The 15,655-nt window shown below is 53.9% G+C and carries 6 protein-coding genes, 1 tRNA gene and 2 rRNA genes; all 9 read left to right on the top strand.

Going from position 1 to position 15,655, the window contains the following annotated elements:
- Positions 1-983 (top strand): 23S ribosomal RNA (locus GRI39_RS08410); the annotation flags it as partial.
- Between the two features lie 107 nt (positions 984-1,090).
- Positions 1,091-1,205, top strand: a 5S ribosomal RNA gene (rrf, locus tag GRI39_RS08405).
- A 105-nt stretch (positions 1,206-1,310) separates the two neighbouring features.
- Positions 1,311-1,387: transfer RNA gene (locus GRI39_RS08400), tRNA-Met, on the top strand.
- Between the two features lie 526 nt (positions 1,388-1,913).
- Complete coding sequence (locus GRI39_RS08395) at positions 1,914-2,666, top strand: TorF family putative porin (RefSeq protein WP_160739203.1); 753 nt, start codon at positions 1,914-1,916, stop codon at positions 2,664-2,666.
- 105 nt (positions 2,667-2,771) lie between these two features.
- Positions 2,772-4,181 (top strand): class II fumarate hydratase, encoded by a 1,410-nt coding sequence (gene fumC, locus GRI39_RS08390; protein WP_160739202.1) that lies wholly within the window; start codon positions 2,772-2,774, stop codon positions 4,179-4,181.
- A gap of 206 nt (positions 4,182-4,387) precedes the next feature.
- Positions 4,388-7,216 carry a TonB-dependent receptor gene (locus tag GRI39_RS08385; protein WP_160739201.1) on the top strand — a complete coding sequence of 943 codons (2,829 nt, stop codon included), beginning with the start codon at positions 4,388-4,390 and terminating at the stop codon, positions 7,214-7,216.
- On the top strand, positions 7,216-8,271 hold the full coding sequence (locus GRI39_RS08380; RefSeq protein WP_160739200.1) for a phytase: 1,056 nt from the start codon (positions 7,216-7,218) through the stop codon (positions 8,269-8,271). The genes GRI39_RS08385 and GRI39_RS08380 overlap by 1 nt, the downstream gene beginning before the upstream one ends.
- Positions 8,272-8,944: 673 nt before the next feature.
- Positions 8,945-13,837: an autotransporter domain-containing protein gene (locus GRI39_RS14770; RefSeq protein WP_160739199.1), complete on the top strand. Its 4,893-nt coding sequence runs from the start codon at positions 8,945-8,947 to the stop codon at positions 13,835-13,837.
- Positions 13,838-14,044: 207 nt separating this feature from the next.
- On the top strand, positions 14,045-15,643 hold the full coding sequence (locus tag GRI39_RS08370; RefSeq protein ID WP_160739198.1) for an ABC-F family ATP-binding cassette domain-containing protein: 1,599 nt from the start codon (positions 14,045-14,047) through the stop codon (positions 15,641-15,643).
- Positions 15,644-15,655: the final 12 nt, after the last annotated feature.

Below are 15,655 nucleotides of genomic sequence, written 5' to 3'. Positions count from 1 at the left end.
AACGGCGGCCGTAACTATAACGGTCCTAAGGTAGCGAAATTCCTTGTCGGGTAAGTTCCGACCTGCACGAATGGCGTAACGACTTCCCCACTGTCTCCAGGATATGCTCAGCGAAATTGAATTCTCCGTGAAGATGCGGAGTACCCGCGGTTAGACGGAAAGACCCCGTGCACCTTTACTGCAGCTTCAGAGTGGCATTAGGAAAGAGCTGTGTAGCATAGGTGGGAGGCTTTGAAGCATTGGCGCCAGCCGATGTGGAGCCATAGGTGAAATACCACCCTGCTGTTTTCTGATGTCTAACTACGTACCGTGATCCGGTACTGGGACCCTCTGTGGCGGGTAGTTTGACTGGGGCGGTCGCCTCCTAAAGAGTAACGGAGGCGCGCGATGGTAGGCTCAGGACGGTTGGAAACCGTCTGCAAGAGTGCAATGGCATAAGCCTGCCTGACTGCGAGACCGACAGGTCGAGCAGAGACGAAAGTCGGTCATAGTGATCCGGTGGTCCCTCGTGGAAGGGCCATCGCTCAACGGATAAAAGGTACGCCGGGGATAACAGGCTGATGATTCCCAAGAGCTCATATCGACGGAATCGTTTGGCACCTCGATGTCGGCTCATCACATCCTGGGGCTGGAGCAGGTCCCAAGGGTTTGGCTGTTCGCCAATTAAAGTGGTACGTGAGCTGGGTTCAGAACGTCGCGAGACAGTTTGGTCCCTATCTGCCGTGGGCGTCGATACTTGAAAGGAGTTGCCCCTAGTACGAGAGGACCGGGGTGAACATACCTCTGGTGTACCTGTCATCCTGCCAAGGGTGCCGCAGGGTAGCTATGTATGGACGGGATAACCGCTGAAAGCATCTAAGCGGGAAGCCTCCCTTGAGATTAGGTATCTTAGAGTCGTGATAGACCATCACGTTGATAGGCCGGGTGTGGAAGTGCGGTAACGCATGAAGCTAACCGGTCCTAATAACTCTGTTCACGCTTGATGAATCCCACCATCAACGACAGGCCTGATAATCATCAGGCCCAAGTTGATCAAAGAACGTCATCACAGCCAGACAAACAAACATCGATTAACCCGCAGGCCACATTGCTTGGTGGCCATAGCGTCTGTGACCCACCCGATCCCATCTCGAACTCGGCCGTGAAACCAGACAGCGCCAATGGTACTAACGCTCAAGCGTTGGAAGAGTAGGACGTCGCCAGGCATTGTAGCCTGCGGGCAAAAACCCATCACAATACATCAAATGCCGCTGCCGGACAAAATCCGAGCGGCGGCTTTCGTGTCTCTAGTCACCAGAGATACAACACAACGCGGGGTGGAGCAGTCCGGTAGCTCGTCAGGCTCATAACCTGAAGGTCGTAGGTTCAAATCCTACCCCCGCAACCAACATCCAAAACACTGCTATCATAAACGCTAAACGCCGCAGGCCTGCGCAGCACCTTGCTCAATGAAGGCGACCCGTGAGGGGCTACGCCGTCACTGAGCTTGATCCATTTATCTCAGCAATCTTTTGCAACATCGCTGATACGGTTCAGCAATCTGACTTCTGCAGACAGGTTTGAATAAGAATCAAACATAATGTTACGCAGGAGAATTCATGTTTAAACCGGGAGTAGGGCTGGCGCCTGTGTTGCTGGCCTGTTCGGCTTGTGCGCCTTCTGTGAATGCGACGCCGGTCAGCCAAGCCAGCGCAGTGCAGAATAAAGCTGTCAACACTTGCCAGTGGAGCAAACCGCGTTGCGCTGTGAAAACCAAAACTGCGACACAAAATCAGGTATCAGACAGCGAGGTTTCACACCGGCGTGACAGCTGTCTGTGGAAGAAGGTGCGCTGCAGGAAGCCTTAGCACTGCAAGGGCTCTATAGGCTCTTCCTTTCTATTGTTTTTCAATTGCCAAGTGCGAGCCTGTTTGATGCCTTCGACAACGACCATTTTTGCCCATATTCTCATTGCTGCAACCTCATTGATTGCGGCCCCCTTGGCGGCGCAGGCGCAATCATCGCCGGGTGTCTGGCTGGACGTTGTAAGCGATGAAAGAGTGCGTGGCCTGAGTTGGAGCGATGGCAAGGCGGCGGGCCAGATCTATGTGGATGTGCCGATAGAGGGGCCATTCAATATCTCGGCACAGGCCACCACTTTGCGCGGCGCTGTTCGTCACGGCGGGGCAGATGCCGGTTTTGATCTTGCCGCAACCTATTCGGATCAGGCGAACCTTGTCCGCTGGCATGGCTCAGTTGTGGGGCATGTGTTTGCTGGTGGGCAGGGCGATCTTGATTATGTTGAACTACAAGGAGGAGCGGGGACGACGCTTGGGCCGGTAGATGTAGATATTCTGGCCAGTTACGCCCCTTCGCAGGATACTCTCGGGGGCAGCAATTTCTATCGCCGGATTGAGGCGCGTGCGGGTATCTGGGGAACACCGGTTACGGTGAAAGCCCATTTTGGACGTTCTTCCGGCCATGTCGATGATATCCTCAAATCAGAACGTTTACGGCCTGGTGGTTCCTATAATGACTGGGGGCTTTCCGCCGAATATGCGTTGCCGATCATGACGTTGAGCCTTGGCTATAGCGATACTGATATCGCCCGTGATCAGATCCGCTTTCCGGCCTCTGCGGCGCATCATGATGCCGCCTTTGTGGCAGGCGCACATTTCCAGTTCTGACCTTGCATTTTCGAGGGTTGCACCGGGTACTTCTTTTCATTCTCTCAGGAACATCACGTGCTTGCTTTCCGTTGAATGGCTGAACCAGCACAATGGAGCAGCGTGATGGCCGATACGAGAATGGAAAGTGATACGATGGGCACCATTGCGGTGCCTTCGGAACGGCTTTGGGGTGCGCAAACGCAGCGCAGTCTTGAGAATTTTCGTATCGGTGGAGAGCGTCAGCCATTGCCGCTGATCCGAGCGCTGGCGATTGTGAAACGTTCTGCCGCATTGGCGAACCGGAACTGCAAATTGTTGGAGCCGGAATATTGCCAGAAAATCGTCGCAGTCGCAGATGAGATATTGGCCGGAAAGTGGGATGATGAGTTCCCGCTGATGGTCTGGCAGACCGGCTCCGGCACCCAGACTAATATGAATGTGAATGAAGTGATCGCCAATCGGGCCAATCAGCTTCTTGGCGGGGAGCTTGGCTCCAAATCTCCGATTCACCCCAATGACCATGTGAATAAGAGCCAATCGTCCAACGACACTTTCCCAACGGCGATCCATGTCGCTGCGGTGATGGAGATCGTCAAAACGCTGATGCCTGCGCTCGAACATTTGCATGACGGCCTGAATGCGAAAGCGGAGCAATGGGCGGATATTGTGAAGATCGGCCGCACCCACACGCAGGATGCAACCCCGCTGACATTGGGGCAGGAGTTTTCCGGCTATGCCACGCAGGTGGATCATGGCTTGAAGCGGATTGGTGCGTGCTTGCCCGGTCTGTATCAATTGGCGCAAGGTGGAACGGCGGTTGGCACTGGCCTTAATGCGCCGCAAGGCTTTGCCGAGCGTGTGGCGTTCGAAATCGCCAACTTCACCAACCTGCCATTTGAGACGGCACCCAACAAGTTTGAAGCGCTGGCTGCGCAGGATGCACTGCTATTTGCTCATGGTGCGCTGAACACTTTGGCAGCAAGCCTGTACAAGATTGCCAATGATATTCGCTTTTTGGGGTCTGGCCCGCGTTCCGGGCTTGGGGAATTGGCCCTGCCCGCGAATGAGCCGGGTTCCTCGATCATGCCCGGGAAGGTCAACCCTACGCAATGCGAAGCTGTGACTCAGGTGTGCGCGCAGGTTTTTGGCAATCATGCGACATTAACTTTTGCGGACAGTCAGGGCCAGTTCGAGCTTAATGTCTATCGCCCTGTGATGGCTTATAATTTCCTGCAATCGGTCAGGCTTCTGGCTGATGTCTCACGCAGCTTTACAGACCATCTGCTGAACGGGCTGGAGCCGCGCCGGAAGAATATTGAGCGAGGCGTGAAACAGTCGCTCATGCTGGTCACCGCTTTGGCACCTTCGATCGGTTACGATAAAGCGGCCAAGATAGCCAAAACCGCTCATGAGAAAGATATGACCTTACGGGACGCCGCGATTGAAAGCGGAGATGTGACCGCCGAAGAATATGACAAGATTGTGCGGCCGGACCAGATGCTGGGCCCAGATAGTCGTGCTAGCAAGGATTAGGCGTTTCAAGGAATTATCCGATTAATTGCCAACAGTTTATTTCCCAAGACTTGTGCGGGTTCGCGTGTGCTGAATGCTTTTTTAAAGGCATTGGCGCATCGGCTCGATGTGGTTTTTGAGTAACGTCACGCAATTGTAATCCCTCCGTAGCGTGACCGTAATGTGACTTCCCTAGGGGCGCATCAATCGCACAGGGGAATTGCATAATGAAAATCCGTAATCGGGTCTTAACGACCAGCGCAGCCATTTGCGCAATCGCTGTCGCCACTCCAGTCATTGCCGGTGAAGTGACCGGTGTCGTCATCGACAGTTCTGACACGATCGCGCTTCAGGCCGCGCAAATCAGCATCGTTGAACTGAACCGCGTTGCCACGACGCAGCGCGACGGCAGCTTTATCTTTGCTGACGTACCGGAAGGCACATATACGATCCAGGCCAGCTATATTGGCGCACCCACCAAGAGCATGACGGTGGAGGTTCCCGCCCATGGCCGGGTGCGTGCCGATTTCGCCCTGGGTTCTGCCAATGATAGCGAAATTCTGGTGATGGGGCAGGGCGCCAATCAGGCCTCTGCACTTTCGCGTAAACGCGCATCAGATGTGGTCAGCGACGTGATTACACGCGACGCAGCTGGCCAGTTTCCTGACCAGAATGTCGCCGAATCCATGCGCCATCTGCCTGGCGTCAATGTTCTGAACGATCAGGGCGAAGGCCGCTTTGTGTCGGTTCGCGGGCTTGATCCGGATCTGGTTTCCACTTCAGTGAACGGCGTGAACCTGCCATCGCCGGAAAGCGATGTTCGCTCAGTTGCGCTGGACGTGATTTCGAGTGACATCATCGAATCCGTTGAAGTGAAAAAGTCGCTCACACCGGATATGGATGCCGATACGATCGGTGCATCTGTGGACATCAAGACAACCAGCGCTTTCGACCGTAAGAAGAGCTATGTCAGCATCAAGGGTGAGGGCAGCTATAACCATTATTCAGAGAAGCTGACACCCAAGGGTTCGGTCGATTTCTCCACCCGTATCGGTGACAATTTCGGTGTGACGGGTGGTCTGTCTTACTACAAGCGCAAGTTTGAAACAGACAATATTGAGGCGGATAAATGGAAGCAGAAAGACGACCTCGTCTACGCACGGGAAGTTGAGTATCGCGACTATGATGTGGAGCGTACGCGGATCAGCGGTACGCTGAATTTCGATGCCCGCCTGTCTGACACGACATCGCTATATCTGCGCGGTTTGTTCAGCCAGTTTGACGATCAGGAATATCGCCGTCGCACTACCTTCAAGCTCGGCGATGCCAATGTTTCAGGCAGTGGAACAGATGTAATCTTCACGGACGCAGGCGATGACGGTGAGATTCAAGTCAATCGCGATATCAAGGATCGTTTTGAGCGCCAGCGCATCCGTTCTGTCTCCTTTGGTGGCCAAACTGATACCGGGGACTGGCATGCGAAATATTCCACCAGTTGGTCCAAATCTTCAGAAATGGAACATGGCTCGGTCGATACAGCCAAATTCCGGCATAAATTTAAGGATGATGGGCTCAAACTGGGGTTCGATTATTCTGACCCGCGCACTCCACTATATTCGGTTATCTCTGCGCCGGATTCCTTCTATGATCCAGCGGCCTATGGTCTCGATGATCTTGGGCTGACAGCACTTTCCGACTCTGAAGACACTGAATATGCAGCCAAATTCGATCTTGGCCGGTCTTTCGCTACCGATGATGGGGAGTTCACCATTCAGGCCGGGGCTAAGACACGCTGGCGGACGAAGAAGTATAATGCGACCAATGAAATCTACGAAAATGATGATTTCACGCTGGCAGATGTTGTTGGTGACCAAACCTATCGTTTGATCGACATGTCTCCAGTGGCCAGCTATCATGGCGCCACGAATTTCTTTTTCGACAATCGTGACAGTTTCGAACTGAATGAAGCGGATACGGCGTTTGATTCAAATGCCGATGACTATTCCATCGATGAGAACGTCAAGGCAGCTTACTTGCTGGGCCGATGGGACAGTTCCACTCTGCGTGCCATCGGTGGCGTGCGGTATGAGCACACCTATAATAACATCAATGGCAATGAAGTGCTGCTGGTCGAAGAAGGTGGCGCATTGCCAGATGGCACCACAGCCGAAGATGACACAGTCCTGGTGACACCGGTCAATTATAAGCGGAAATATGGCCAATGGTTGCCAAGCCTCAATCTGCGTTATTCATCGGATGACGCTCTGGTTTTCCGTCTGGCGGGTTATCGTTCGATTGTTCGTCCGAAGCTATCCAAACTTGCTCCTCGGTTCTCGGTTGAAGAAAATGATGACGGTGAACGTGATGGTGAATTTGGTAACCCCAATCTGAAACCCTTCGAAGCCTGGAACTTCGATGCGACGGCTGAATATTACATGTCGAACAATGGTGCGATTACGGCTGCATTGTTCTATAAGGATGTGAAGAATTTCATCGTCGATACGGTGCAGAAAAACGGTACCTGGCTTGGTATCGCCTATGATGATGCCTCTATTCCGATCAATGGGGACAGCGCCAAGGTCTATGGTCTTGAACTGAGCGCCTCACAGCAATTCACCATGCTGCCAGCGCCTTTTGATGGCCTGATCGCGCAGCTTAATTACACCTATACAAATGCCACCGGTAAGGTGCCGACGGATGGTGATATCAATGAATTGCGCGATATCACTCTTCCTGCAACGTCAAAGCACACCATGAATGCCACATTGGGCTACGATAAGGGGCCGGTTAGTCTGCGCTTGTCAGGGACTTATCGCGACAAATATCTCGATGAAATCGGTGATACGGCAGCAGAAGACCGTTATGTAGACAATCACTTCCAGCTCGATCTCAGCGCGAAATATCGCGTGAACAAGAATATCCAGTTCTTCTATGAGTGGGTGAATATCAACAACGCAAAGTATTTTGCCTATAATACTCTGGGCGACCAGAAGAACCTTTATCAATATGAAGAATATAAGTGGACAATGAAATTCGGTGCAAAGGTGAGCTTCTGATGCGTAAAACAACTTATCTGATGTTGGCGAGTGTTTTGGCGCTCGCTGCCTGCAACTCCTCTTCTCAACCAGCGGGTGAAGCTACGGCTGATGCAGCGGTGAGCGATGCAGTTGTTACTGTTCAGGCCAAGGGGGAAACGCAACCTGTTGGCACTGAGAATGAAGACGCGGCTGATGATCCGGCTATCTGGCGCAATGCTGCCAATCCTGATGGCAGCCTGATTGTTGCGACTGACAAGAAGGCCGGGCTGATGGTCTATGACATGACCGGCAAGCTGCGCTTTTCCGAAAGCTCAGGCCGGATCAATAATGTCGATCTTGCCGATATGGGCGATAAGGGCGTGATTGTGGTCGCTAGTGACCGTAACGATCCGAAAAATGCCGGTCTCGGCGTATGGCGGCTCAACACGGAAAAGGCTAGTCTCACGAAGCTGGGCACCGTACCCGGCGGCAAGGGTGAAGGTTACGGCCTGTGCCTTTGGAAGCATGGTTCGGATCTGATCGCTTATTCAGTCATGAAAGATGGCAGCGTGTCCGAAATTCAAATCACGCTGGGTGACAAGGACGCGCTGTCCACCAAAAACTTGCGCACCTTGAAAGTGCCGACTCAGGCAGAAGGCTGTGTGGTGGATCAGCGCGATGGTACTTTCTACCTTGGGGAAGAAGACGCTGGTATCTGGCGTTTCGCCCCTGGCGACTCAAAGGGCACAATCGTAGCGAAGGATGATGGCAGCAGGCTCGTTGCCGATGTGGAAGGCCTCGCCCTCCTTCCCAATGGCGATAAAGCTGGCTGGCTCGTTGCATCCAGTCAGGGTGACAATGCCTATGCCGTTTATACTCTTCCAGACGTTGCTTTCGCCGGTCGCTTCAAAATCGCGCAGGGCAAGTTTGGCTCTACTGAGGAAACCGATGGAATCGATCTGATTGGTGGTTCCTTTGGTGAATCTTACCCTGATGGTCTGTTTGTCGCGCAGGATGGAGAGAACGGCGACAAGGCGCAGAACTTCAAGCTCGTTTCCTGGGCTGACATTAGCAAGGCGCTTGGCCTTAAGTAATGGACGGGCGGGTGACTCTTTAAAGAATCACCCGCTTTACTCGCACGATTGGTACGATACCGTTACTCTAACGCATCTGCCATTTGTTCTGCATCCGGGGCTTTGCTTCTGTTAAAAGAATAGCCCGTGCGCGAAGGCTCCATCGCGGACGCTCAATAAACTGACCTATAATCGGCTTCTGCTGGATTTTTTTGGACTTTATCATCGTTCAAAAGGCCCATGCTGAAATGGGCTTTTACCCCTATTGGGGGCTGTGGCGTAATCGCCGCACTTGCGAAGCAAAATGAAGGTGGGCTGATCTACAGCGCCCGGAATTCCGTTCATCTTGTGGACCTTACATATATCCCCTGTTCATTATTTCGTTACACTCGGAACTCTATGGGGCGCTAATCATTGACGGGACACGATGCGCCGCAGAAGCGAGGGGACTATAACGGGATAATCTTTTTGTCGTTCACATAGTGGTTTTTCCGCAACAATCGAAATGCCGACCGATATTTGTTTATGGACGCCTTTCGAAGCAGTCGCTATGAGTTGCGGTGGCTATAGGTCTAATAACTATGAGCGCCCTTTAGTAAGGGCGGTCGCATCAAATTTCAGGCTTCTTAAGAAGAAGCTGAAATATCGAAAGCTTGCCCTTGAGTTTTAAGGGTGAAATGAGGGAGTTACACGGATGAACCGTAACCTTCGCCGTTTATTAACGGCTAGCGTGTCGATTGGCGCGCTAACGGCTACGCCGGCAATAGCCGAGCATATTCCAGCGGATCTAACTGATGGTTCGTATACAGGTGTGGCCGATACCAGCGGCACGCTGGTCATCAGCCCAATCGAAGTTGACACAGACGGTGATCCAGTTGTTGCTGGTCAAGTGGAGGGCTTCTCTGGAGTCATCTCACGTGACGGCACCGCTGCTTCTGTCGCAGACACTGCATCAGGTCAGTTCTCGCAGAATGTGACTACAGGCGCTGGCACAATCACCAACACCGACACGCATGTTCTTGCTGGCTATGTGACTGGTGGTGCTACTGGTTCTGCTACAGTTTCGGATGCGATCACCCAGGTGGTGTCTGGTACTGCCGCAGCAACGGCAGGCCTGACAAATGCTGGCACGCTCGGCGTTTATTCAACCGGTATGGCTGCCGGGGCAACGGCTGATGCCGATGCGACACTGGACGGCGGTATTTCGCAGGAAGCGACCGCTGGTGATACAGGCGATGCTTCTGCAAGCCTCACCAACGATGGTGCTTTGTCCTTCACCACTTTGGCAACAGCCGAAGGTGAGACGGCTGCTACAGCTGATGCGGCATCTAACGATCTTGTCAGCATCTCTGCAACTGCAGGTTCAGGCACTACCGACACGCAGAATGCTTCTGTCAGCCTGACCAATTCCGAAGAAGCGACGCTTGACATCGCAACAACCGGAACGGCTACGACAACTGATGGCAATGCTACGGCTAATGCTGGAATCAATGGCGCATTTGGCCTCACCGCTTCTGCTGATGATGTGGGCAGCGCATCGGCGACCTTCAGCAATGCAGGTTCGGCTAGCGTCAAGGGCAGTGCTTCTTCAACAGTGGCTGTTGAAACAGGTACGGCCACCGGTGATGCTGAAGCAGAATCCACGGTTACTGCTTTCAACCTGACATCGACCGCAAGTAAGCTTGGCGATGCGAAGGTTGCCATCAACAATGCTGGAACATTGGAACTTGGTTCCGCTGCAACAGCAACTGCTGATGATGCTGCAACCGCAACATCTTCGCTGACCGGTGGCTCTTTGTCTGCAACGAGTGCGGATGATGACGATCAGGTCGCTTCTGCTGTGATCGACAATGGCGGCACGCTGACGCTTGCTTCCACTGCAACAGCTTCGGGCTCGGCTGCTACTGCAACCGATAACGTAACTGGCTTCACGCAGTCTGCTACATTTAACAACGGCGGAACAATCAGCAGCCCGGCAACTGCAAGCTTCACCAATAGCGGCGAAGCAAGCATGTCTGGTGTGGCTTCTGCTACGGCTGCAGCTGGTAACGCTGGTGCAACTGTTAATGGTGGCCTTCTTGTTGATCAGGACGCTGGCTCGGAAAGCGCAGATGCTTCTGCAATCTTCGACAACAGCGGCACTGTGGGTTACACGCTAGCTGCTGACGCTACATCTGTGGATGGTTCCGCCGATGCGACGACCAGTTCCGCTGGCGTAATCGCGCAGAACAGCGAAGCTGGTACGCCAGGTGAAGCAACCTCCAGCCTCACCAACACCGGTGAACTGACCGCCTCGCTTGCTGCTGACGCCAAGTCTTCTGCTGACACTGGCACGGCTGGACCTGCTACAGCAACTGCTGAGTTCACAGCTAATGCGGTGGCTCAGGATGCAGACGGTTCTGCTGTCGTTGTCGACAACAGTGGCACATTGGCATTTGACGTTGCTGCCAATGCTCAGTCTGTCGATGATGCAGATGCAACAGCAACTTTCGGCAATTTTGCTGCTGTTTCCCAGAACGCAACTGGCACTGAACCAACTGCAACCTTCGCTAATGGTGCAGACGGTACATTCAGCGCTGCCGCTACGGCAACTGCAGACGCAGTGGATGCATCGGCAACTGCAGGCGCTAATGGTGTTATGCAGACGGCTGATACTGCTGATTTCACCAATGCTGGTGACTTCTCCGTTGACGCTAAAGCTCAGCTCGGTGTTGCTGGTGAAGATGGTGCTTATACTTCCACAGCGACCACTGCTGATGCTAGTGCAACGGCAAATGGTGTGGCCCAGAACATGGTGTCTGGTGGTGAAGCTAGCTTCACGAACGGCGGCACGTTCGGCGTTACTGCAACGGCTAATGGCCTGACCACCGCTGAAGAAGGTGCCACCATCGATCCTGCATCTCGTGCGCAGGCGCAGGCAGTTGGGTATCAGAACTTGGGTGCAGCTACGGACTTCGGTCTTACGCTGACCAACACTGGTGATTTCGCGACGACAGCTTCGGCTTCGGGCGTGAATGCTTCTGCTGCAGCAAATGGCATGGTCATTCAGGCTGCTGCAGATGGCGCTCCTGATGCAGTAACTACACTCCTCGACAACAGCGGTACGATCTCGGCCACTGCTGACGTGAAGGGTGGCAGTGCCGGTGCTGGTAACGATGATGCCACTGCTGTTGCAGTGACTGTCAACGGTGCCAATGGCGCAACTGTTCTGACCAACAGCGGCACGATCTCTGCAACCGCAAGCAACGATGGCAGCCAGCCAATCTTTGATCCGGCTGATGCAACTGTCATCACCGGTTACAATGACGTGGCCACTGCAACGGCTATCCTGTTCGACGGTGCTTCCGCTGGAGCAGGCACGGCAACGATCAACAACTCCGGTGCGATCATTGCTAAGCAGCAGAAATTCGACAATGACGGCGCTTTCGACTTCGGAACCGCAATCAATCTCGAAAATGCTCCTAACGCTGTTAATGTAAACCTTAACGGTGGTGGCTCGATCTACGGTAATGTTGAACTGTCCGATGACGATAATGTCACGGTTCAGAACGGCGAAACCTCCTTCGCAGGCATCATGAACTCCGGGGCAACCCCAGTTCTTGACGGCACGCTGACGATCGCTGGAACCCCAGCAGCTGACGCGCCAGAAGGTACTCCGACGGCTGGTACTTTGTACCTTGCTAATGATCCCGCTGATGCCAACGGTCCTTCAGTGGTCAATGTTGATACTTTCAATATTGGCGCAGGTGGTACGCTTGCTCTGGGTGTGACGGAAACAACCGCCCCTCAGGTTAATGCAAACAACGTTGATATCACGGGTGCCAACCTTGAACTTCGTCCGACACAGACTGGTCTTCTGGCCAATTCTGCGACTTACGAAGAAGTCATCACCTCTGGCACGGCTATCACCGGCGAGTTCGCATCGGTTGACGCCGGAACGATCTTTGCTGATGCTGCCGCAGTTTATCAAGACGACAACACAATTGACGTTACGCTCGATCGCGTTGCCTTCAACGATACTCGCTTCACTCTGACACCAAACCAGAGTGCAGTGGCTGGTGGTCTGGAACGTGCATACGATCCAGCTACGACTGCTGATATCCGTACTCTGTATGAAGCCCTTCAGGGTCTCGACAGCGCCGATACTTATACCGCTGGCCTGTCGCAGCTCACTGGCGCTCAGTATGCAACCTACATGCAGTCACTGAGCTGGATGGGTTCGCGCTTCAACGGCATCCTGTCTGACATGGGTCAGTGCGGCGCACTGATGATGGACAACAGCGCTCTTACTTGCCGCAATGGCAAGGGGAACATCTGGGGTACCGTCAACTATGCTCAGGGTGACATTGATACCGATCCTGCCATGGACGCTCCTGGCAACGACAGCGACCAGCTCTTCGCAGCTCTCGGTGGCGATGTCGCGCTTGGCGAATACGGTCTGATCGGTGTTGGTGTGGGCTATGTCCGCAACAACTCTGACTTCACCGGTGCCAACAACGTTTCCGGCAGCATTGACGGTGACGGCTTCCAGGCTGGTATCTACGGTGCCTATGACACTGGCAGCTACTATATCTCAGCTGCTGGTAGCTACTCACAGATGAATCTGGACTCCAAGCGGGCCATTTCTGTGGGCGCTCTGTCTGGTACAGCTACGGCTAGCCCGGATGCCAAAATCTGGAATGGCGGCGTCGAAATGGGTTATCGTATGCCGGTTGGTGAAAGCTTCACGCTTACGCCATATGTCGGTGTCGACTACGTCAATGTTAAGATCGATGACTTCGTTGAAAGTGGCGTAACGGGTGCAAACCTTGCTGTTACCGATGCTAAGGACGATTACTTCACCAGTGAAATCGGCCTGAAACTCGGTGCGAACCTTGGGACCCTGCGTCCTGAGTTCAAGGTTGGCTGGCGTCATGCTTACGAGTCCGACCCTGCAATGTTCACTGCGAACTTCGCAGGTACTCCAACCTCTTCGTTCGACATCTATGGTCCAGAGCGTGACAAGGATGCGATCGTTGCTGGTGCCAAGCTTGCTGCAAATGTAGGCGAACGCACTGCGGTTGAACTCGGCTACGAAGGCTGGATGGCTGATAAGCAGCAGGTCCACTCGGGCTTCATCACGCTGCGTCATCAGTTCGGTGCGACACCGGAAGCTGCTCCGCCGCCTCCACCGCCACCGCCACCGCCACCACCGCCGCCACCACCGCCGCCACCGCCACCACCTCCGGCTCCGGTGTGCAACAAGGGTCCTTACATCGTATTCTTCGATTGGGATTCGGCAGCGGTTACGCCTGAAGCAGCAACGATCCTTGACTCGGCAGTTACCGCATACGGCAACTGTGACAGCGTTCCGATCATGCTTGCTGGTTACACCGACCGTTCGGGTACAGCTAAGTACAACCTCGGTCTGGCAGCACGCCGTAACGAGAGCGTACAGAAGTACCTCACCGGTGCAGGTATCCCGGCATCGCAGATCACGAGCCAGGCATTCGGTGAAGCTAACCCGCGCGTACCGACAGCTGACGGTGTTCGCGAACTGCAGAACCGTCGCGTGGAAATCACTTACGGTCCGGGTTCCGGAATGTAAGCGAGCCACAAGGCTTGAAATAGAAAGGGCCGGGGGGAAACCTCCGGCCCTTTTCTTATGGCTGCTATCCAAGATCGGGCATGTATTCACATGCCTTGGGCGCTATGCTAGTTGTCCGATAAGAAACAATCGCCTCGAAAGACGAGAACATGAAGCAGAAGATCGTGAAACATTTCATCTCCGTTCAAACTGTTCACGAGGCTAGCCATGAGCTCCATCTGTATTCTTCAGAACTGTACGTTTCGTCACCCCGATAATTCCCTTTTCGTTGATAATTTAAGCTTTGCCGTTTCGGTGGGCGTAACGGGCCTGATCGGACCAAACGGCAGCGGCAAATCGACAATATTGCGGGCTATGGCGGGTGAACTGTTTCCTGCTGAAGGTCAGATCACCCGAAATGGTCGCATCAGTATCTTGCATCAAGAACTGAATGATGAACTGCCTTTTACGGAAGCGCTTGGCATTCATGAGCAGCTTGCAGTTTTGTCGCGTATTGTCGAAGGGCAAGGTGATGAGGACGATTTCGCCGCTGCAGATTGGACGCTAGAAGACCGTCTTGCGCAGATTCTGCGCCAGTTTGGCTTCAGTGAAGCAGACTTCACGCGCTTAGTCGGTAGTTTCAGTGGCGGTCAAAGGACCCGGATCAGCTTGATGCGGGTTCTGCTGGAAGAACCCGATCTCGTGTTGCTCGATGAGCCAACGAATAATCTCGATCGCGCAGGGCGGGAGCTAATTTTCAATTTTCTGCGGGATTGGAATGGCTCAGCCCTTATTGCCAGCCATGATCGCGAGTTGTTGGAGATTGTGGATTCTATCATCGATCTCGCTCCTCCCGAGCCGCGCCTCTTTGGCGGCAATTGGAGCGCGTATGTGGTTGAGCAGCAAGCCGAGCGGGAGCGACGGATCAAGGAGTTGGAGCACCGCAAGCAGGAAGTCGCAACGGCTATACGTCATGCGCAAACCTCCGCGGAACGTCAGGCGCGGCGTAACAAGACCGGCAAAGCTGCGGCTGGGAGGGGAGGGCAACCAAAAATCGTTTTGAACGCCATGGCCTCGCAGGCTGAAAACAGCAGTGGCCGGCTGCGCGAGCAGGCCGCTCAACAAATTGAGATGGCGCAGGCGAATTATGATCGTGCGCAACAATCTGTTGCGGTGGAGGACCCTATCCGCATCGCATTTCCGCGATCGCAACTCCCGGCAAATCGGCAACTTCTAACCTTAGAGCAGGTCACATGTGCGTTTGGAGAAACGCCATTATTTGGCCCTCTGAACTTCTCTGTCACAGGCCCTGAGCGGATCGCGATTGTGGGGCCAAACGGCAGCGGCAAAACAAGCTTGCTCAAGATCATAAGCGGCAAACTCGCTCCAACAGCCGGCAGAGTTATTGCAAAGCGCGAGCGATTTGCCCTGCTTGACCAACATGCGAGAGTGGCTGACCCTGAGCAATCCATCCTGCATAATGTGATGCGCCAAGCACCGGAAATGGGCCGAGGGCAGGCGCATGAAATATTGGCGCAATTCGGCTTCCGAAACACTTCGGCTTTGCTTGCCGTTGATACGCTGAGCGGGGGTGAGCGATTGCGCGCCTGTCTGGCGATGATGGCGCTCGCCCCTCAGCCGCCCCAACTGCTAATCTTGGACGAGCCAACCAATCATCTCGATCTGGAGACGATCAGCCTATTGGAGGCAGCGCTGAATGACTATGATGGTAGCCTGCTGGTTGTGAGCCATGATCGTGATTTTCTGGAAAATATCGGCATCACGCGCCGCCTTGTACTGCCACAAGGTGATGTTCAGCCAGTGTGAAAAGCCGCTATC

Source organism: Altericroceibacterium indicum (assembly GCF_009828105.1).
GTDB classification, from domain to species: Bacteria; Pseudomonadota; Alphaproteobacteria; order Sphingomonadales; family Sphingomonadaceae; genus Altericroceibacterium; species Altericroceibacterium indicum.
This window is presented reverse-complemented; position numbering and strand designations above follow the sequence as displayed.

Excerpts from the sequence above, each read along its gene's own strand:
- GRI39_RS08395 (WP_160739203.1), top strand. The coding sequence starts at position 1,914 with ATGCCTTCGACAACGACCATTTTTGCCCATATTCTCATTGCTGCAACC.
- fumC (WP_160739202.1), top strand. The coding sequence starts at position 2,772 with ATGGCCGATACGAGAATGGAAAGTGATACGATGGGCACCATTGCGGTG.
- GRI39_RS08385 (WP_160739201.1), top strand. The coding sequence starts at position 4,388 with ATGAAAATCCGTAATCGGGTCTTAACGACCAGCGCAGCCATTTGCGCA.
- GRI39_RS08380 (WP_160739200.1), top strand. The coding sequence starts at position 7,216 with ATGCGTAAAACAACTTATCTGATGTTGGCGAGTGTTTTGGCGCTCGCT.
- GRI39_RS14770 (WP_160739199.1), top strand. The coding sequence starts at position 8,945 with ATGAACCGTAACCTTCGCCGTTTATTAACGGCTAGCGTGTCGATTGGC.
- GRI39_RS08370 (WP_160739198.1), top strand. The coding sequence starts at position 14,045 with ATGAGCTCCATCTGTATTCTTCAGAACTGTACGTTTCGTCACCCCGAT.